This is a genomic window from Burkholderia sp. E168m15 (assembly GCF_016586105.1).
Classification (GTDB): domain Bacteria; phylum Pseudomonadota; class Gammaproteobacteria; order Burkholderiales; family Burkholderiaceae; genus Burkholderia; species Burkholderia orbicola.
Genome location: NZ_BCPO01000102.1, coordinates 49909 through 68669, shown reverse-complemented (window position 1 = coordinate 68669; position 18761 = coordinate 49909). Strand labels below are relative to the sequence as shown.

The following is an 18761-nucleotide window of genomic DNA, read 5'->3' as shown; positions in this document are numbered from 1 at the left end:
GGAGTCACCATGACGAATCCCAACGGCGCCGCCACGCCGCGCGGCATGCAAGCCGACCCGCCCACGCACGCGCAAGCCGCCGCCCCCGGCCTCGATGCACTGTATGCACGCCTGAGCCGGCGCATCATTCCGCTGATCCTGGTCTGCTATTTCTTCGGCTATCTCGACCGCGTCAACGTCGGCTTTGCGAAGCTGCAGATGGTGACGGACCTGCACCTCACGGACGCTGCATACGGCGTGGGTGCGGGCCTGTTCTTCGTCGGCTACCTGCTGCTGCAGGTGCCGGCCGGCTGGCTCGTGCGGCGGATCGGCGTGAAGCGCTGTCTCGCCGGCTCGATGCTGACGTGGGGCATCGTGTCGGTCGCCACGCTCACGACCCGCGACACCGCGAGCTTCTACGCGCTGCGCTTCCTGCTCGGCGTGACCGAAGCGAGCTTCTTTCCGGCCGTGATCGCGTACTTCAGCGTGTGGTTTCCGTCGCACCGGCTCGCGAAGGTCATGGCGTTTCTGTTTCTCGCGATGCCGCTCGGCGTGATCGTCGGCGGCCCGCTGTCCGGCTGGATCATGGACGCCACGCACGGCGGCTTCGGGCTGCGCGGCTGGCAGTGGATGTTCCTGATCGAAGGTCTGCCGGCCATCGTGCTGGGGGTGTACCTGCTCGCCCGTGTCACGGAGCGGATCGACGATGCAACCTGGCTGACCGATACGGAAAAGCGGATGATTCACGCGGAGATGGCGCAGGAAGCGGCCGGCAAGCGCACCCGCCTCGGCGCCGCATTGCGCGAGCCGACCCTGTGGCTGCTGTTCGCGACGTCGTTCCTCTACAACATCGGCAACTACGGGCTCGTGTTCTGGATGCCGACGATGATCAAGGCGCTCGGGTCGTCGAGCAACCTCCAAATCGGCCTGGTCAGCGCGATCCCGTATCTGGTCGCGTCGGTCGCGATGGTCGCGAACGCGCAGCATTCGGTGCGGACCGGCGAGCGCCGCTGGCATACGGCGCTGCCTGTCGCGATCGGCGGCATCGCGCTGCTCGCGAGCCTCGGCATGCGCACGCATCCCGTGCTCGCGGTCGCGTGCCTGACCGTCGGCGTGGCCGGCATCATGAGCACGCTCGCGATGTTCTGGAGCCTGCCGTCGCGAATTCTCGCGGGAGAAGCGGCCGCGGGCGGCGCCGGGCTCGTCAACATCGGCGCGGCCGTCGCGGGTTTCGTCGGCCCGACGCTGATGGGCTATGCAACCGGATTGACGGGCAGCACCGAGCTCGGTGTCGCGCTGCTCGCCTTCACACTGTTCGCCGCCGCTGCGCTGATCCTGTCGATTCCGCGCCGGCTCATGGTGCGCACGTGAGCGCGGCGCCATCGATGCGCAGCGCGCTGGCGTTGGCGGCGACGGTGCGCGCCGGGCAGGTGAGCGCGATGTCGCTCGTGCAAGCCGTGCTCGCCGACATCGCCGCCCGCGACAGCGCGATCAACGCGTGCGCAGCCACCTTCGACGAGCGAGCACGGCGCGATGCGCTGCGCATCGACCGCCTCGTGCGGGCCGGACGCGACCCGGGCCCGCTGGCCGGCGTGCCGTTCCTCGTGAAGTGGAACATCGACGTGGCGGGTTATACGACGGTTGCCGGATCGCCAGCGCGCGCGGCATTGCCGCCCGCCGTCGCCGATGCGACGATCGTTGCGCGAATGTGCGCGGCCGGCGCGATCCCCATAGGGGCGACGCAGATGGATGAACTCGCGTGCGGCGCCACCGGCGTAAATCCGCACTACGGCGCGGTGCGCCTCCCGGCCGACCCGACACGCATGACAGGCGGCTCGTCGAGCGGCTCGGCCGCCGCGGTCGCCGCCGGCTACGTGCCGCTCGCGCTCGGCAGCGATACCAACGGCTCGGTCCGCGCACCGGCGGCGCTGTGCGGCGTATGGGGGTTCCGGCCCGGCGACGGACGGCTGTCGCGGGCCGGCTGCCTGCCGTATGCCGACTCGCTCGATACCGTCGGCGGGTTCGCGAACGATGTCGACGATCTTGCGGTGCTGTATGACACGCTGCGCGAAACGCATGCACCGCGCGCGCAACGGCCGCGCGATCCGGCCGCCCCGCTTCGCGTCGCCGTGCTGACCGGCGATTTCGAAACACATGCCGATGCGGATGCGCAACGCGCTGTCCGGCGTGCAGCGGCCCGTCTGCGGGCGGGCGAAACAGTAGCCGTCGCCAGCGACGAAGTCGCGCACGTGCGCGAAGCGGCGCTCGTGATCTCGAACGTGGAGCTCGCGCGCGCCCATCACGGCTTGGTCGACGCGCCGGCGGCGCTCGTCTCCGAACACCTGCGGTCGCGCCTCGCTGCCGGCCTCGCGACGTCCGACTCCGCGTATCGGCACGCGCTTGCCGACCGTGCCGCCTGGCGTACGCGCATCGCGGCGCTGTTCGCGCGCCACGACCTGCTGCTCGCGGCCGCGACGCCTTGTGCGGCGCCGCGCTTCACCGACGCGACTGTCGATATCAATGGCGTCGCGCTCGAACCCGCGAAGACGCTCGGCCTGCTGACGCAACCGATCTCGTTCGCGGGGCTGCCGGTCGTCAGCGCGCCGTGCTTCGCATCGGGCGAGCTGCCGGTCGGCGTGCAATTGATCGGTGGGCCCGGTGGCGACGCGGTGTGCTTCGACGCCGCGCGGCAGTTCTCGGCCGCGTGGGGCGACATGCTCCGTTAGCGACGCGCCCCTTGGTGCCGCGCGCCGCCGCGAGTATGCTTGCAGCTCGAACATTCTCCAACCGGGCGCGCGCCGCACCGCGGGCAAGCGCCCCGCCAACCGTCACTCACCATCGATGGATTTCGACGTCATCGTTCTCGGCGCCGGCATCGTCGGCGTCTCCGCCGCGCTGCACCTGCAGGATCGCGGCCGCAAGGTCGCCCTCGTCGATCGCGGCGCGCCCGGCGAAGGCACGAGCTTCGGCAATGCCGGGCTGATCGAGCGCTCGTCGGTCGAACCGTATCCGTTCCCGCGCAGCCCGTTCACGCTGATGCGCTATGCGCTGAACCGCTCCACCGATCTCTACTGGCACAGCGCGTCGCTGCCCGCGTTCGCGCCGTGGCTCGCACGGTTCTGGTGGGAATCGGCGCCGCCGCGTCATGCGGCGGCCTCGCGCGACATGCTGCCGCTGATCGAACGCTGCATCGTCGAACACGATGCGCTGATCGCGCGGGCCGGCGCCGGCGAACTGGTCCGCGCCAGTGGCTGGCTGGAAGCGTTCCGCACGCCGGCCGCATTCGAACGCGGCGTGGCCGAGGCCGGCCTCACCGCGCGCCGCCACGGGCTCGGCATCACGCCGCTCGATGCGGCCGCGCTGCGCGCGCACGAACCGAGCCTCGCACCGGGCTTCTGCGGCGCGCTGCACTGGCTCGACCCGAAAAGCGTCGTCGACCCGGCCGCGCTCGTCAAAGCGTATGCGCACCTGTTCGTGCAGGGCGGCGGCACGCTGCTGACCGGCGACGCCGCGAGCCTCGACGCGCTGTCGCCCGGCTGGCAGGTGAGGACCGACGACGGCCCGGCGGCCGCGCCGGCCGTCGTCGTCGCGCTCGGTCCGTGGTCCGACACGGTGTTCGGCAAGTTCGGCTACAAGATCCCGTTGCGCGAGAAGCGCGGCTACCACATGCACTACGCGCCGTCCGCGCGCGGCGTGCCGTCGGCGCCGATCGTCGATCGCGAATACGGTTATGTAATCGCGCCGATGCGGCGCGGGCTGCGGCTGACGACCGGCGTCGAGATCGCGCGGCGCGGGCTTCCGCCAACGGGCGTGCAGCTCGAACGCGCCGAACGCGTCGCGCGGCCGGTGTTCGGTTTCGGCGAGCGGCTCGATCCGCATCCGTGGCTCGGCTTCCGGCCGTGCACGCCCGACATGCGCCCGGTGATCGGCCCCGCGCCCGCGCATCGCGGGCTGTGGTTCGCGTTCGGGCACAACCATCACGGGCTGACGCTCGGCCCGGTCAGCGGCCGCCTGCTGGCCGAGATGATGACCGGCGAGGCGCCGTTCACCGACCCGGCACCGTATCGCGCGGACCGCTTCTGAGCGCGCGATGCCGGCGCCGGCACGCAGGCCCGGATGGCGCCGAAACGCGCCGTCAGCGAAAACGCAGCTGGTTTCGCCCGAGCTGCGCGACGGATGCGCAGCCCATCAGCCGCATGTCGCGTTCGATTTCCGTGCGCATCAGTTGCAACGCGCGCTCGACGCCGGGCTGCCCGGCGGCGGCGAGCGGGAACAGGTAATAACGCCCCAGCCCGACGGCCTTCGCCCCCAGCGCCAGCGCCTTCAGTACGTGCGAACCGCGCTGCACGCCGCCATCCATCATCACGTCGATCCGGTCGCCCACCGCGTCGACCACCTCGGCAAGCTGGTCGAACGCGGCGCGCGAACCGTCCAGCTGCCGCCCGCCGTGGTTCGACAACACGATGCCGGTGCAACCGATGTCCGCCGCCCTGCGGGCGTCGTCGACCGACATCACGCCTTTCAGGCAAAACTGCCCGTTCCACTCGCGCACCATCGCGGCGACGTCGTCCCATGACATCGACGGGTCGAGCATGTCCGTGAAGTAGCGGCTGATCGACATTGCGCCGCCGCCCATGTCGACGTGCCGGTCGAGCTGCGGCAAACGGAACCGCTCGTGGGTCAGATAGTTGACCGCCCAGGCCGGCTTCAACGCGAACTCGGTCAGCCCCGCGAGCGTCAGCCTGAATGGAATCGAGAAGCCGGTGCGCTTGTCGCGCTCGCGATTGCCGCCGGTGATGCTGTCCACCGTCAGCATCATCACGTTCACGCCGGCCTCCCTCGAGCGGTTCATCATCTCGCGGTTGAGGCCGCGATCCTTGTGAAAGTAGAACTGGTAGACCTGCGGGCCCGGGCTGATCGCACGGGCCTCTTCCAGGCTCACGGTGCCGAGCGACGACACGCCGAACATCGTGTCGAATTTCGCGGCTGCTGCGGCGACGGCCCGCTCGCCGTCATGATGAAACAGGCGTTGCAGCGCGGTCGGCGAACAATAAACCGGCATGCCGAGCTTTTGCCCCATGACCGTCACCGACAGATCGACATCGCGCACGCCGCGCAGCACGTTCGGCACCAGATCGCAGCTTTCGAACGCGCTCGTGTTGCGTCGATACGTGGTTTCATCGTCGGCCGCACCGTCGATGTAATTGAAGATCGGCCCCGGCAACCGCCGCTTCGCCAGTTCGCGGAAGTCGTGGAAATTATGGCAATCGTTCACGCGCATTCGTCACACTCCATTCGGCGCGCGAGCGGCATGCCGGCGGGCCGGCACGCGTCGCTCGCGTCGCTGCGTTCGTTCTATACCGACGGCCGGTGTCCTCGCAAGGGATGGTAGCCGTATCGGCACCCGGAATCGCGCCGCATCGCGCCACCGCTGCCGACCCTGCAGCGAATCGATTCGCACGCTCAGTCGAGCGCGCGGCCGAAGATGCGAATCACTTCATCGAGATGCTCGGCCATCGCACGGCGCGCGGCGTCGGGATCGCGCGCACGGATCGCATCGAGGATCGCGCGATGCTCGAGCTCCGACCGGTGCGGCATGTCGTTCGGCATGTACAGCGACTGCAGCCGCTGGAACATCAGGTCGTACTTGTGCGCGAGCAACTGCTTGATCATCAGCGCATACGCGGCGTTGTCGCTCGCCTCCGCGATGCGGATATGGAACAGCCGGTCGCCCGGGTGCGTGAGCGAGCCGCTGCGGTTGTCGTCCTGGTTGCGCAGGAACGCTTCGTGGATGCCTTCGATCTGCGCGTCCGAGCCGTGCTTCGCGGCCAGCGACGCGGCTTCCGGCTCGATCAGCCGGCGCGCCTGCAGCAGCGCGAACGGCGGGATTTCGGTGTCGAGATCGAGTGCGATGCCGAGCTCGGGATCGATCTCGACGATCGAGAACGGCGCGACCGTCGCGTCGGGAGCCGGCGCGGGTTCGGGCGCCGCGGCCGCTTCGGGATGGCGCACCTTCACGCCGTCGCCGACACGCACGCTGACGAGTCCGTTCACTTCGAGCGCGATCAGCGCCTCGCGCACCGACGTGCGCGACACGCCGAACCGTTCGGCGAGTTCGCGCTCGGGCGGCAGATAGCTGCCCGGCGGGAAATCGCCGGACTCGATCATCGCACTGAGCTTGTCGGCGATCTGCTGGTAGAGGCGGCGGTTCTGAATCGGCTGGATGGACATACGTTGACGCTGGTAATCGGTTTCGTTGCGGACGGCCTGTCAAATCGCACAGACCGTTCGCACCTATTTTATATGCCGCGCTTCACATCGCCCGGCACCGCGTAGCAGCGCGCGGCCGTGCCGCCCCACAACGCGCCCCGCTCGGCCGCCGACAGGCGCGCTTCGGCCCAGCGTTCAACCAGCGACGCGACCTCGTCATACGACGCCGCGAGCAGGCACACGGGCCAGTCCGATCCGAACATCAGCCGCTGCGGGCCGAACGCGTCGAGCGCCGCGTCGAGGCACTGCTCGATATGCCGGATGTCCTGGCCACGCAGGCCGCGCCGCCAGTCGGCCTCGGTCACGAGCCCCGACAGCTTGCACGCGACGTGCGGCAGCGCACCCAACTCCCGCAGCGACGCGCGCCAGCGCGCGAGCGCGGTGTCGTCACGCTCGAACTCGGCCAGCGCCGGCTTGCCGACGTGGTCGAGCACGAGCCAGTGCGCATCGTGCCGCGCGCAGAACGCACGGACGTCCGGCAACTGGCGCTCGAACACGAGCACGTCGTACACATAGCCATTCGCCTGCAGCCAGGCGACGCCGCGATTGAAAGCGGGATCGGCGACGAACGCGCCGACGTCGGCTTCGTCCTGCACCTGATGACGAAAACCGCGCAGCTTCGGGCTGCGCCACTCGGCGACGCGGTCGGCCAGCGCCGGCGCACCGAGATCCTCCCAGCCGACCACCGCCGCGATGCGTGCATCGTCGCGCGCCAGGTCGAGCAGGAACGCCGTCTCGTCACGGCCGGCGCGCGCCTGCACGGCGATCGACGCGCCGAGCGCCTGCGCATGCATCTGCGGCCACAGTTCGTCGGGCAGGTAATCGCGTGCGAGCACGCCCATCCCGGGGCCGATCCACGGATAGTCGGCCGCGCGATAACGCCAGAAGTGCTGATGCGAATCGATACGCACTGCGCCCATGATGCCCTCGTGTTCAATCACCGCGGCGACGACGGCCCGGAGCGTCGCCCCCGCCCGTCCGCCACGTTCAGTCGTACAACACCGCCGCGATCTTCGGATCGTCGATATTGGTCTTGTCGTACCAGTAGAAACCGGTATCGATGACCTTCGGCAGCTTCTCGCCCTTGATCGCCTTCACGGCCGCCTCGACCGTCTTGTAGCCGATCCCGATCGGGTTCTGCGTGATCGCGCCGGCCATCAGCCCGCTGCGGATCGCGTCCTTCTGCTGCTTGCCGGAATCGTAGCCGACGATCACGACCTTGCGCTTCATCTCGCGCACGCCGTTGACCACGCCGATCGCCGAGCCTTCGTTGGTGCCGAACAGCCCCTTGAGCTTCGGATACGCCTGCAGGATCGACTTCGTCACTTCGGTCGATTTCAACTGATCGCCTTCGCCGTACTGCACGGTCACGACCTGCACCTTCGGGTGCGCGGACTTCATCCGGTCGAGGAAGCCGTCGCGGCGGTCGATGCCGGTGCGGCTCGTCTGGTCGTGCGCGACCACCGCCACCTGCCCTTCGTCCCCGATCAGCGCGGCGAGCTTGTCGGCCGCAAGGGCGGCCGCGGCCTTGTTGTTGGTCGCGGCCGTCGTCACCGGAATGTCGCTGTCCACGCCCGAGTCGAACGCGATCACCGGGATCTTCTCGGCCTGCGCCCTCTTCAGCAGCGGCAGTGCAGCCTTGCTGTCGAGCGCCGCGAAGCCGAGCGCGGCCGGCTTCTTCGCGATCGCGGCCGACAGCATGTCGATCTGCTTGTCGACCATCGCCTCGGTTTCGGGCCCTTCGAACGTCACCTTCACCTTGTAGTCCTTCGCGGCCTGCGTCGCGCCCGATTTCACGGCCTGCCAGAACTGATGCTGGAAGCCTTTCGAGATCAGCGGGATATAGGTTTCCTGCGCCTGCGCACCGGCCGTGACGCCGGCGGCGAACGTCAGCCCGACGATCGCGTTCAACACCTTGCTCCTGATCACTTCGCGTCTCCTTGGTTGGTATCGACTGAAATGCCGGCCCGGCCGGCGGTGAAGCCCATGCCCTGGCGCCTCGGTATCGGCGTCAGCGGCGACGCCGGCGCAGGATGTCCACGTAGACGGCGAGAATGATGATCACGCCCGTCACGACCGTCTGCCATTCCTGTGCGACCGACATGATGCGCAGGCCGTTGGTCAGCACGCTCATGATGAACGCGCCGATGATGGTGCCGACGATGCTGCCCGCGCCGCCCGACAGCGACGTGCCGCCGATCACGACGGCCGCGATCGCATCGAGCTCGTAGCCCTGCCCGAGCGCCGGCTGCGCCGAGTTCAGCCGCGACGCGATCAGCAGGCCGGCGATCCCGCACACCGCGCCGCTGAACGTATAGACGGCGATCTTCCACGCATCGACGTTCACGCCGGACAGCCGCAGCGCCTCCTCGTTGCTGCCGAGCGCGAACGTGTAGCGGCCGAAGATGGTCCGGTTCAGCACGATCGACGCGCCGATCGCGACGAGAAACAGGATCAGCACCGCGTTGGGAATCGGCAGCGCGGGAATGAGGTTGCCGATCAGCGAATCCTGCGCGATCGACGTGAAGCCCGGCGTGTCGTTGAAGTAGATCGGCCGCGTGCCCGAGATCACGAGCGACAGTCCCTTGAGCAGCATCATCATGCCGAGCGTCGCGATGAACGGCGGCACCTTCATCTTCGCGATCACGAAGCCCGACACGCAGCCCGACAGCGCGCCGAAGCACAACGCGGCCAGAATCCCGAGCGGCAGCGGCATCCCCCACTTCGTCAGCACGACGCCGGCCATCACCGCGCAGAACGTCATCAGCGTGCCGACCGACAGGTCGATGCCGGACGTGATGATCACGTACGTGCAGGCGACGGCCAGCACGCCGTTGACGGCGGTGGCCTGCAGGATCGACACGAGGTTGTCGACTTCGAGGAAGTTCGACGACGCGAAGCTGAAAAACACGATCAGCAGCACGAGGCTCGCGAACGCGAGCAGCTTCTGCCGCGCGGCCGGGTTGAAGAAGCGCGATTTCAGGCTCGATGCGGCGGCCGGCGTGTCGCCGGTGGCGAGGGGCGGAACGGGATGCGTATCGTTGGACATGATCGTTAGGCGTCTGAATCGGGACAGTCAAGGCAATCAGGACAACACGGTCGACTCGCGCTGCGTCGCGAGCTGCATGATCTTTTCCTGCGTGGCGTCGGCCGCGCGCAATTCGCCGGTCACGCGGCCTTCGCACATCACGAGAATCCGGTGGCTCATGCGCAGCACCTCGGGCAATTCCGACGAGATCATCACGATCGCCTTGCCGTCGGCGGCGAGCGCGTCGAGCAGCTTGTAGATTTCGCTTTTCGCGCCGACGTCGATGCCGCGCGTCGGCTCGTCGAAGAACAGGATGTCGCAGTCGCGCAGCAGCCATTTCGCGATCACGATCTTCTGCTGGTTGCCGCCCGACAAGAGCCGCGCGGGCTGCGCGACCGACGGCGTGCGGATCGCGAGCTGCCGCACGTACGACCGCGCGGCGTCGCGCATCCCGCGCGCATCGAGAAACAGGCCGCGGCGCACGAAGCGGCGCATGCTCGACAGCGCGATGTTGTTCTGCACGTCCATCCCGATCGCGAGCCCGAAGTGCTTGCGATCCTCGGACAGGTAGCCGATGCCATATTTCACCGCGTCGGCCGGCGTGCGGATCGTCACGGCCCGGCCATGCACGCGGATCTCGCCCGCATCGACCGGATCCGCGCCGAACACCGCGCGCGCGACCTCGGTACGGCCCGCGCCCATCAGCCCGGCGAAGCCGAGGATCTCGCCGCGCCGCAGCGTGAAGCCGACGTCGCGGATCGCGCGGCCGCGCGACAGCCCGCGCACTTCGAGCGCAATCTCGTTCCCGGACGTATCGGGCGGCGTGCGGGTTTCCGTATCGAGCTGGCGGCCGACCATCATCGAGATGATCGATTCCATCGACGTGTCAGCCATCGGCACGGTCGCGACGTACTTGCCGTCGCGCATCACGGTCACGCGATCGGCGATCTGGCGCAACTCGTCCATCTTGTGCGAGATGTAGATGATGCCGACCCCATGCGCGCGCAGGTCGCGGATGATGCGGAACAGCTCGGCGATTTCCGCGTTGTTCAGCGCGGCGGTCGGCTCGTCCATGATCAGCGCGCGCGAGTCGAACGACAGCGCCTTCGCGATCTCGACCATCTGCTGCTTCGCGACCGTCAGCCGGCCGACCGGCGTGCGCGGATCGAGATCGAGCCGCATCCGCTGGAAGATCGCGGCGGCGTCGCGGTTGAGTTTCTCTTCGTCGACGAACACGCCGAAGCGGCCGCGCGGCTCGCGGCCGATGAAGATGTTCTGCGCGACGCTCAGGTGGTTCATCAGGTTCAGCTCCTGATGGATGATGCCGATGCCGAGCGCCTGCGCGGCACGCGGGTCGGCGATCTCCACCGGGCGGCCGTCCATCCGGATCTCGCCCGCGTCGCGCTGGTAGACGCCCGCGAGGATCTTCATCAGCGTCGACTTGCCGGCGCCGTTCTCGCCCATCAGCGCATGCACTTCGCCCGCGCGCAGGTCGAAACGGCAATCGTCGAGCGCCTGCACGCCCGGAAAGCGCTTGCCGATGCCGGTCAGCGCGATCAGCGGCTGCGTGGTGTTCGGGTTCAGGTCGGGTTGCATCGCGCGCGGCCCTCAGCTGATCGCACGATCGAGATGCGTGTAGCCGCCGTCGACGAACAACCACTGGCCCGTCGTGTGCGACGCACGCTCCGACAGCAGGAACACCGCTGTATCGGCGATCTCGTCGGCCGTCGTGAAGCGCTGGCCGAGCGGCACCTTGCCGGCAATTTCCGCGACCTTCGCTTGCGGATCGTCGAAGCCGGCGATCCAGTTCTGATAGAGCGGCGTCATCACCTCGGCCGGAATCACCGCGTTCACGCGCACGCCGTCGTCGCGCAATGCGACGGCCCATTCGCGCGTCAGCGCGAGTTGCGCGCCCTTCGACGCGCAATAGCCGCTCGTGTTGCCCTGCCCGGTCACGGCCGTCTTCGACGAGACGTTGACGATCGCGCCACGCGCCGCCTTCAGGTGCGGCACGCAGTAGTGCGCCATCACGTAGTAGTGGATCAGGTTGCGTTCGAGCGACGCGACGAACGCATCGCGCCCGGCGTCGAGCCCGATGCTGTCGTTGATGCCCGCGTTGTTGACGAGGCCGTCGATACGGCCGAAGCGCGCGAGGGTCTGCGCGACGCCGTCGCGGCACTGTGCGTCGTCCTGCAGTTCGACAGTGACGCACGCGGCGCGCGGCTGTTGCTGCGTGAGCTCGCGCCAGAAGCCGTCGTCCGGCGCGTGGCGCGCGAACACCACGGGAACCGCGCCTTCACCGGCCAGCCGCATCGAGATCGCGGCGCCGATACCCGACGCGCCGCCGGTCACGATCACGACCTTGTCTTGCAGATTCAAATCCACTTCGCGTCTCCGTCGTTCATGTTGTCGCCGCGCACGATGCCCACGACGCACGCCATGCAAATGGCGCGCCGTCGTGCATTGCCCTGCTCAGCCGCGGAACCGGTACTGCTCCAGCGATTCGGGCTTCATCTCGATCGAGAAACCGGGCGCCGTCGGCGGCATGTACGCCGCGCCGCGCACCACGCACGGTTCGACGAAATGCTCGTGCAGGTGATCGACGTACTCGGTCACGCGCCCTTCCTTCGTACCGGAAATGCACACGTAGTCGATCATCGACAGGTGCTGCACGTACTCGCACAGCCCGACGCCGCCCGCGTGCGGGCACACCGGCAGCCCGTACTTCGCGGCCATCAGCATCACCGCGAGAATCTCGTTCACGCCGCCGAGCCGGCACGCGTCGATCTGCACGACGTCGATCGCGCCGCGCGCGATGAACTGCTTGAACAGCACGCGGTTCTGGCACATCTCGCCGGTCGCGACCTGCACCGGCGCGATCGCCTCGCGGATCTTGCGATGCCCCTCGACGTCGTCGGGGCTCGTCGGCTCCTCGATGAACCACGGCCGCGCGAACGCGAGTTCGCGCACCCAGTCGATCGCCTCGTCGACTTCCCACACCTGGTTCGCGTCGATCATCAGCTTGCGGTCGGGGCCGATCACCTCGCGCGCGATCGTCACGCGGCGGATGTCGTCCTCGAGGTTCGCACCGACTTTCAGCTTCACGTACTCGAAACCTTCGTCCACCGCCTCGCGGCACAGCCGGCGCAGCTTGTCGTCGCTGTAGCCGAGCCAGCCGGCCGACGTCGTGTAGCACGGGTAGCCGTCGCGCTCCAGCGCGGCGATCCGCGCGGCCTTGCCGGGCGCCTGCCGGCGCAGCAGGTCGAGCGCTTCGTCCGGGCTCAGGCAGTCGGTCAGGTAGCGGAAGTCGATCGCCCGCGCCAGCTCCTCCGGGCTCAGGTCGGCAACGAGCCGCCACAGCGGCTTGCCGACGGCCTTCGCCCACAAATCCCACACCGCGTTGACGACGGCGCCCGTCGCCAGGTGGATCGCGCCCTTGTCCGGGCCGATCCAGCGCAACTGGCTGTCCGACGTCACGTGCCGCCAGAAGCGGCCCATGTCCTCGCGAATCCAGTCGAGGTCGAGGCCGACGACGAGGTGACGCATCGCGTCGATCGCCGCGCAGCAGATTTCGTTGCCGCGCCCGATGGTGAACGTGAGCCCGTGGCCTTCGAGCCCGTCGCGGTCGGTTTCGAGCACGACGTAGGCCGCCGAATAATCGGGGTCCGGATTCATCGCGTCGGAGCCGTCGAGCTGGCGCGAGGTCGGAAAGCGCACGTCGAGGACGCGCATCGATCGAATGATAGGCATGACGAACCGTCCGTTGAAGGGAATCAGGCCTGCACGGTACGCTGGCGCTGCTCGCCGAGCCCGTCGATGCCGAGCGTGATCACCTGTCCGGCGCGCAGGTAGACGGGCGGCTTCTGTCCAAGGCCGACGCCAGGCGGCGTGCCGGTCGAGATCACGTCGCCCGGCTGCAGGCTCATGAAACGGCTCAGGTAGCTGATCAGGTGCGGCACGCGAAACACCATCGTCGCGGTCGTGCCGTTCTGGTAGCGGTGGCCGTCCACCTCGAGCCACAGCCGCAGCGCGTGCGGATCGGGCACTTCGTCGGCCGTCACGAGCCACGGGCCGATCGGGCCGAACGTGTCGTTGCCCTTGCCCTTGTCCCACGTGCCGCCGCGTTCGAGCTGGTATTCGCGCTCCGACACGTCGTTCACGACGCAGTAGCCGGCGACGTGCGACAGCGCATCGGCTTCGTCGATATAGCGGCCGCCCTGGCCGATCACCACGCCAAGTTCGACTTCCCAGTCGGTCTTCTCCGAGCCGCGCGGGATCTCGACGTCGTCGTTCGGGCCCGAGATCGCGCTCGTCCACTTGCCGAACACGACGGGCTCCTTCGGCACCTCCATCCCCGATTCGGCCGCGTGGTCGGAATAGTTGAGGCCGATGCAGATGAACTTGCCGACACGGCCGACGCACGCGCCGAGCCGCGGCGTGCCTTCGACGAGCGGCAGCGACGAAGGCGGAATGTCGCGCAGCCGCGCGAGCGACGCAGGCGTCAGCGCGTCGCCGGCGATGTCGTCGATCACGCCGGACAGGTCGCGAATGTGGCCCTGCGCATCGAGCAGGCCCGGCTTTTCATGGTGTTTGTCGCCAAATCTCAGCAGTTTCATAGCGTCATCCGAACGGAAACGGAAAGGGGAAGTGAGCGGAAAGGGGTGGTCAGTTCGACACGGTCAGTTTGACCAGCCGCCGTCGATCAGGTGAATCGTGCCGGTGGTGAACGACGCTTCGTCGGACGCCAGGTACAGCGCGAGCGCGGCCACTTCGTCCGCGCTGCCGATACGGCCGATCGGCTGGCGCGCGACGAACGCCTGGCGCACCTCGTCGGCGGACACGTGGCGCGTGCGCGCCTGGTCGGCGATCCGCTGCTCCAGCGACGGCGATTCGATCGTGCCCGGGCAGATCGCGTTGCAGCGGATGCCGCGTTCGACGAAATCGGCGGCCACCGCCTTGGTCAGCCCGATCACGGCCGCCTTGGTGGTGCCGTACACGAAGCGGTTCGGCACACCCTTCACGCTCGACGCGGCCGACGCCATGTTGACGATCGACCCGCCGCCGGCTTCGAGCATCGCGGGCAGCAGCGCGCGGATCAGCCGGTACATCGACGTGACGTTCAGGTTCAGCGAGAACGCCCACGCGTCTTCGTCGCACTCGAGGATCGAGCCGTGATGCACGTAGCCCGCGCAGTTGAACAGCACGTCGAACGCGCGTTCGCTCGCGGCGAGCGCCGCGACCTCGTTCGTAGCGGTGACGTCGAGCCGCCGCGTGACCAGCCGGCCGCCCGCGCGTTCGGCGTCGGCCTCGAGCCGCACCAGCGCGGCTTCGTTGATGTCGGTCGCCAGCACGTCGGCGCCCTCGCTCGCGAACCGCAGCGCGGTCGCGCGGCCGATGCCCTGCCCGGCCGCCGTCACCAGCGCGCGTTTGCCCTGCAATCTCATGAGCATCTCTCCGAAAAAGCCGGCCGCCAGTCGGCCGATTGGCACAAAGGACTAAAGGTCCAACCAATCATAGGAAGGGATCGCCCGTTTGTCACGAAATCGCGATTCAGTATTTACCCGGGGCGGATCAATCCGTCCGGCACGCAAGAATGCGGCGGGCGAGTGGCGTTGAAGTCCGGCCTCTCGATTCGCGCAAACCCGGTACCGGCGGGCCTTCCAGCCGACTCTTCACCGACGTTCGGGACGACGGCCGCGCCAAACTGACAAAAAAGTCATGTTCGCGTCAGGGTGCCAACGGGTGGCGCACGCCATCATGGCGTTGCCGGACCGCGCTTCCGGTACATCGCCTCCCCGCCCGCGCCGGATCCCTGCGGGCACCTCCGTCCCCTGGCGATGTATCCCGTGACTGGGCGAGCAGACACGGCGCGCGGGCCGATTTTCCGCCCCGGGCTTTCCGTCCGGGGCTTTTTGTTCTTGGTTTTCCAAGAAAATAAGCGTGGATTGTTTCTAAATCGGCAAAAGGTAATTTGAGCCAGACAGGATGTTTTTTCCGGTCACAGACGCTTACATTTAGCGCACCACTCATGGAAACCCCTACGGATTCCCCCTTGGGTAGTGACACCCACTGCCATGGCCGAACCCGCACGGGCTTTAGGAAACGGCAAAATGAAGGCCTCCCAATCCCTGCCTGCGCTCGATCCCGCCGACGTCCACGTCGAAATCCTCGAACGTTCCGATACGCTGCTCGTCGTCCGCTGGGTCGAGCCCGGCCGCTGTCACTACGGCGAGCAACGCTGGCGCCGCCGCTTCGCGCAGCGCACCGGCACCTGCGCGCTGTCGCGCCAGGTCATCCATCGCGGCGACGAAGTGTTCCGCCCGGCCGAGCGTCCGGCCCCCGCGAACGCCGCCGCCATGATCTCCGCCGCCGAGGTACTCGCGCTGGCCGGCAGCAGGTAACACCTGCCGGCCGTGCGCCAGGCTGGCGGCGCCACGCTATCCGCCAGCCAGTCCTAGAAGCGCCGGTCTAATTCCCCTGCTTGTCTGCTCCGTCCGCCCGCACTATCGTTACACCACTCAATGTAACGATTACGTACGGCGGCCGACCGGCCGCGCCGATGGAGGCAGACATGCATGCATGGAGCGCGCGCCACGTCCCGGCGCAAGGCGGCAAGGTCGCGGTCGTGACCGGCGCCAATAGCGGCCTCGGCTGGCACCTCGCGGAAACGCTGGCCGCGAAAGGCGCGACGGTCGTGATGGGCTGCCGCGACGCCACCCGCAGCGCGCAGGCCGCCGACGCGATCCGCCGGCTTCATCCTCATGCACGCGTCGAAGTCGATCCGCTCGACCTCGCCGATCTCGCGTCGATCGCACGCTTCGCGGCCGACGTCGGCGAACGCCACGGCCGCGTCGACATCCTCTGCAACAACGCCGGCGTGATGTTCCTGCCGCTGCGGCACACGCGCGACGGCTTCGAGATGCAGTTCGGCACCAACCACCTCGGCCATTTCGCGCTGACCGGCCATCTGCTGCCGGCGCTGCGCGCCGCACGTCGGGCGCGCGTCGTCACGATGTCGAGCGGCTTCAACCGAGGCGGCCGGATTCGCGTGGACGACCTGCGCGCCGCGCATCGCTACAACCGTTATCTCGCCTATTGCGACAGCAAGCTCGCGAACCTCGTGTTCGCGCTCGAGCTGCAGCGCCGCTTCGAGCGCGCGGCGTTCGCCGGCATCAGCGTCGCCGCGCACCCCGGCTATGCGGCGACCAACCTGCAGTTCGCGGGCCCGGCAATGGACCGCTCGCCCACCCGCGCCGCGCTGATGCGTGCCGCGAACCGTTATCTCGCGCAGCCGGCCGATCAGGGCGCGCTGCCCGCGATTCATGCGGCCACGTCGCCCGATCTGGCCGGCGGCGCGTACATCGGCCCGTCCGGCTGGTTCGAATCGCGGGGGCTGCCGGCACCGGCAAGCGTGCCGCGCGCGGCGCGCAACGTGGCAACGGCGGCGTTGCTGTGGGAAGCCTCGGAAGCCGCGACGGGCGTGCGCTTTCTCAGTTCCGGCGCACCCGCGGGCCGCGCGTCGGGCCGGCCGTTCGATACGGCGGCCGAAGCACGCTGAATCGCGCGTCGCCGGCCACGGCATTCTTCATACCTATTACGCCAACCGAAAGGAAAGCCCGTTGAAAGACTGTTTCGACGCCTCACTGTTACCAGTCAGGAAACAATTTATCGTCAAATTCAGCGTTTACCCTGAACACGCCGGTGACTAACATTTGATCAATCGCTCAAGACATGGTGTCGAGAGCGAACTCAATAAAACACCGGAGGTCACCATGAAATCGCTCGTTTCCGCAGTCGTTGCCGCTGCCGCCCTGTCCGCTTCGTTCGGCGCATTCGCTCAACAAAGCACCGTGACGCGCGCTCAAGTGCGCAACGAACTGGTCCAGCTCGAACAGGCCGGCTACAAGCCGGGCGTGTCGAGCCCGTACTACCCGAACGACATCCAGAGCGCCGAAGCGCGCGTTCATGGTGTCGACAGCAGCGGCTACGGCGCGCAACCGGCGCCGCTCGTCCACTCGGGCGCGCCGGCAGCCGCTTCGTCGAACGCACGCGACTCGATCTTCTTCGGCCAGTAAGCCGATGCGCCCTCGGCGGGCGCCGCGCGTCGCGCGATGAAGTCACGCAGTCCTGACGAGCCCCCTTCGCGGGGCTCGTCTGTTTTGTGAAACGCATACCTCCGCCGCCCGGCAGCGGGTGGCTTCGCCCGGACGCCCGGCGTCCGGGTGCTTTTTCCCGGCGAGGTGTGCAAGAAGACGCCGTGTGTGCCGGTCAGCCGGCCACGGCCGCGGCCCCGGCCGGCGCCGATCGCGACAGCACGCGCCAGCGCGACAGCAACTCATCGCGATCGACGTAACAGCCCTGCAGGTGCCGACGGCCCGTCGACGGATCGAACCCGGTGCGCGCATGCAGCACGCGCCGGTTGTCGAACGCCCACATGTCGCCCGCCCGCAGCCGGCGCTGTACGCGAAAGCGCGGCTCGCGCGCCAGCGCGAGAAACCGCCGGTACGCACGATAGACGGCCGCGACCGAACCGGCCGGCGCATCGAGCGGCCCGCGCAGGAAGTTCGCGACGCGTACTTCCGTCACGTTGCCGCGTGCATCGAGGCCGATCACCGGCGCCGAACAGCGGTAGTCGCTGTTCGCGCTCTTGTTCCAGAACTCGAACGGCGTCGATGCGAGCTGCTCGAAATCGTCCGGATGTTCGCGCCGCAGCGCATCCGCGAGCGCGAAGCCGTCGAGGAAAATGCTGTCGCCGCCCGTCGCGTCGTTCGCGAGGCAATGCAGGAACTGCACGCCCGGCTGCAATTCACGCGTCGGCAGGTCGGTGTGCGGCGGAAGATTCAGCGACGTATACGCATTGCTGTCCGGGCGCGGCTTCGATTCGACGTCGAACAGCACACCGAAATTACTTTCGCGGATCAGGCCGACACGGCGTGCGATCTCGTCGACGCGGCCGCGCTCGGCCGGCACGCCTTCGACGCGCGTGAGCCCCGTGCGCTGCAACGCGCCGAGCCATGCGAGCAACGCACGGTCGTCTTCCATCACGTCGCGCCACGCGAATACGCCGATCGCCGTCGCATCGTCACCGGTCCATACGTGCCGCCCGTGCGCGGCCAGGCGCTCGGCGCGCGACGCGTCGTCGTACGCATGCGCACGCAACCAGCCCGGCGACCACGCGCTGCGGTGCCCGTCGTTCCATTCCACATGCAGCGCGCCGTCGGTCTCGACGTGCACGGTGAGCGCCGACAGATCCTCGCGCGCATCGGCGATCTCGAACACCTGTTCGCGCGTGATCGCATGCACGCACGCGGAACACGCGCAGTTGTCGCGCAGCCAGTCGAAATGGAACGGCGAGCGTCGCGCGTCGCTCCACTCGACCTCCACCGCGTCATCGCCGATCGTCGCCGCCGCGATCGCCGCGTCGGCCGAAAACGTCCGCCAGTCCTCGATACGGTGTTGCGCCGCTGCCTGCATCGTTGCCTCC

At 68.2% G+C, this 18761-nt stretch carries 17 protein-coding genes; 6 read left to right on the top strand and 11 right to left on the bottom strand.

From position 1 onward, the window contains the following. The first annotated feature begins 9 nt into the window (after positions 1 to 9). From JMF86_RS17305 to JMF86_RS17295, 3 genes are all read left to right on the top strand, one after another. Entirely contained in the window at positions 10 to 1350 is a 1341-nt protein-coding gene (locus tag JMF86_RS17305; RefSeq protein WP_011694816.1) for an MFS transporter, read from the top strand. 14 nt (positions 1351 to 1364) lie between these two features. Further along, complete coding sequence (locus JMF86_RS17300) at positions 1365 to 2705, top strand: amidase family protein (protein ID WP_011694817.1); 1341 nt, start codon at positions 1365 to 1367, stop codon at positions 2703 to 2705. A gap of 115 nt (positions 2706 to 2820) precedes the next feature. After that, on the top strand, positions 2821 to 4062 hold the full coding sequence (locus JMF86_RS17295; RefSeq protein WP_011547140.1) for an FAD-binding oxidoreductase: 1242 nt from the start codon (positions 2821 to 2823) through the stop codon (positions 4060 to 4062). A gap of 52 nt (positions 4063 to 4114) precedes the next feature. Here the strand turns inward: JMF86_RS17295 and JMF86_RS17290 are convergent, their stop codons facing one another. The 10 genes from JMF86_RS17290 to JMF86_RS17245 form a co-directional block, all read right to left on the bottom strand. Further along, a complete protein-coding gene (locus JMF86_RS17290) occupies positions 4115 to 5260 on the bottom strand; it encodes an alpha-hydroxy acid oxidase (protein WP_011547139.1) in 1146 nt (381 codons plus the stop codon). Between the two features lie 182 nt (positions 5261 to 5442). Continuing rightward, entirely contained in the window at positions 5443 to 6210 is a 768-nt protein-coding gene (locus JMF86_RS17285) for a FadR/GntR family transcriptional regulator (RefSeq protein WP_006480703.1), read from the bottom strand. A gap of 68 nt (positions 6211 to 6278) precedes the next feature. Then, positions 6279 to 7169 carry an amidohydrolase gene (locus JMF86_RS17280; protein WP_011547138.1) on the bottom strand — a complete coding sequence of 297 codons (891 nt, stop codon included), beginning with the start codon at positions 7167 to 7169 and terminating at the stop codon, positions 6279 to 6281. Positions 7170 to 7236: 67 nt separating this feature from the next. Beyond that, a complete protein-coding gene (locus JMF86_RS17275) occupies positions 7237 to 8178 on the bottom strand; it encodes an ABC transporter substrate-binding protein (RefSeq protein WP_011547137.1) in 942 nt (313 codons plus the stop codon). A gap of 82 nt (positions 8179 to 8260) precedes the next feature. Further along, a complete protein-coding gene (locus JMF86_RS17270) occupies positions 8261 to 9298 on the bottom strand; it encodes an ABC transporter permease (protein WP_006480700.1) in 1038 nt (345 codons plus the stop codon). 36 nt (positions 9299 to 9334) lie between these two features. Continuing rightward, a complete protein-coding gene (locus JMF86_RS17265) occupies positions 9335 to 10873 on the bottom strand; it encodes a sugar ABC transporter ATP-binding protein (protein WP_011547136.1) in 1539 nt (512 codons plus the stop codon). 12 nt (positions 10874 to 10885) lie between these two features. After that, complete coding sequence (locus tag JMF86_RS17260) at positions 10886 to 11662, bottom strand: SDR family oxidoreductase (RefSeq protein ID WP_011547135.1); 777 nt, start codon at positions 11660 to 11662, stop codon at positions 10886 to 10888. 87 nt (positions 11663 to 11749) lie between these two features. Next, positions 11750 to 13027, bottom strand: coding sequence for an L-fuconate dehydratase (locus tag JMF86_RS17255; protein ID WP_011547134.1), 1278 nt, complete (start codon positions 13025 to 13027; stop codon positions 11750 to 11752). A gap of 23 nt (positions 13028 to 13050) precedes the next feature. Next, entirely contained in the window at positions 13051 to 13893 is an 843-nt protein-coding gene (locus tag JMF86_RS17250) for an ureidoglycolate lyase (RefSeq protein WP_006480696.1), read from the bottom strand. Between the two features lie 63 nt (positions 13894 to 13956). Next, positions 13957 to 14721 (bottom strand): SDR family oxidoreductase, encoded by a 765-nt coding sequence (locus JMF86_RS17245; RefSeq protein WP_011547133.1) that lies wholly within the window; start codon positions 14719 to 14721, stop codon positions 13957 to 13959. A gap of 666 nt (positions 14722 to 15387) precedes the next feature. Here JMF86_RS17245 and JMF86_RS17240 point away from each other — a divergent pair. The 3 genes from JMF86_RS17240 to JMF86_RS17230 all read left to right on the top strand — a co-directional run bounded on the left by JMF86_RS17240 (position 15388) and on the right by JMF86_RS17230 (position 17352). Beyond that, on the top strand, positions 15388 to 15678 hold the full coding sequence (locus JMF86_RS17240) for a DUF3331 domain-containing protein (protein WP_011547132.1): 291 nt from the start codon (positions 15388 to 15390) through the stop codon (positions 15676 to 15678). A 170-nt stretch (positions 15679 to 15848) separates the two neighbouring features. Continuing rightward, on the top strand, positions 15849 to 16835 hold the full coding sequence (locus JMF86_RS17235) for an oxidoreductase (protein ID WP_011547131.1): 987 nt from the start codon (positions 15849 to 15851) through the stop codon (positions 16833 to 16835). Positions 16836 to 17049: 214 nt separating this feature from the next. Then, entirely contained in the window at positions 17050 to 17352 is a 303-nt protein-coding gene (locus JMF86_RS17230) for a DUF4148 domain-containing protein (RefSeq protein WP_006480691.1), read from the top strand. Between the two features lie 193 nt (positions 17353 to 17545). Here JMF86_RS17230 and JMF86_RS17225 read toward each other — a convergent pair whose 3' ends face one another. After that, positions 17546 to 18751: a TauD/TfdA family dioxygenase gene (locus JMF86_RS17225; protein ID WP_011547130.1), complete on the bottom strand. Its 1206-nt coding sequence runs from the start codon at positions 18749 to 18751 to the stop codon at positions 17546 to 17548. Positions 18752 to 18761: the final 10 nt, after the last annotated feature.

What these genes read in the sequence shown, in the direction of transcription:
- JMF86_RS17240 (WP_011547132.1), top strand. Translation starts at nt 15,388, where the DNA reads ATGAAGGCCTCCCAATCCCTGCCTGCGCTCGATCCCGCCGACGTCCAC.
- JMF86_RS17225 (WP_011547130.1), bottom strand. Translation starts at nt 18,751, where the DNA reads ATGCAGGCAGCGGCGCAACACCGTATCGAGGACTGGCGGACGTTTTCG.
- JMF86_RS17245 (WP_011547133.1), bottom strand. Translation starts at nt 14,721, where the DNA reads ATGAGATTGCAGGGCAAACGCGCGCTGGTGACGGCGGCCGGGCAGGGC.
- JMF86_RS17265 (WP_011547136.1), bottom strand. Translation starts at nt 10,873, where the DNA reads ATGCAACCCGACCTGAACCCGAACACCACGCAGCCGCTGATCGCGCTG.
- JMF86_RS17295 (WP_011547140.1), top strand. Translation starts at nt 2,821, where the DNA reads ATGGATTTCGACGTCATCGTTCTCGGCGCCGGCATCGTCGGCGTCTCC.
- JMF86_RS17235 (WP_011547131.1), top strand. Translation starts at nt 15,849, where the DNA reads ATGCATGCATGGAGCGCGCGCCACGTCCCGGCGCAAGGCGGCAAGGTC.
- JMF86_RS17290 (WP_011547139.1), bottom strand. Translation starts at nt 5,260, where the DNA reads ATGCGCGTGAACGATTGCCATAATTTCCACGACTTCCGCGAACTGGCG.
- JMF86_RS17285 (WP_006480703.1), bottom strand. Translation starts at nt 6,210, where the DNA reads ATGTCCATCCAGCCGATTCAGAACCGCCGCCTCTACCAGCAGATCGCC.
- JMF86_RS17230 (WP_006480691.1), top strand. Translation starts at nt 17,050, where the DNA reads ATGAAATCGCTCGTTTCCGCAGTCGTTGCCGCTGCCGCCCTGTCCGCT.
- JMF86_RS17250 (WP_006480696.1), bottom strand. Translation starts at nt 13,893, where the DNA reads ATGAAACTGCTGAGATTTGGCGACAAACACCATGAAAAGCCGGGCCTG.
- JMF86_RS17255 (WP_011547134.1), bottom strand. Translation starts at nt 13,027, where the DNA reads ATGCCTATCATTCGATCGATGCGCGTCCTCGACGTGCGCTTTCCGACC.
- JMF86_RS17305 (WP_011694816.1), top strand. Translation starts at nt 10, where the DNA reads ATGACGAATCCCAACGGCGCCGCCACGCCGCGCGGCATGCAAGCCGAC.
- JMF86_RS17280 (WP_011547138.1), bottom strand. Translation starts at nt 7,169, where the DNA reads ATGGGCGCAGTGCGTATCGATTCGCATCAGCACTTCTGGCGTTATCGC.
- JMF86_RS17270 (WP_006480700.1), bottom strand. Translation starts at nt 9,298, where the DNA reads ATGTCCAACGATACGCATCCCGTTCCGCCCCTCGCCACCGGCGACACG.
- JMF86_RS17300 (WP_011694817.1), top strand. Translation starts at nt 1,365, where the DNA reads ATGCGCAGCGCGCTGGCGTTGGCGGCGACGGTGCGCGCCGGGCAGGTG.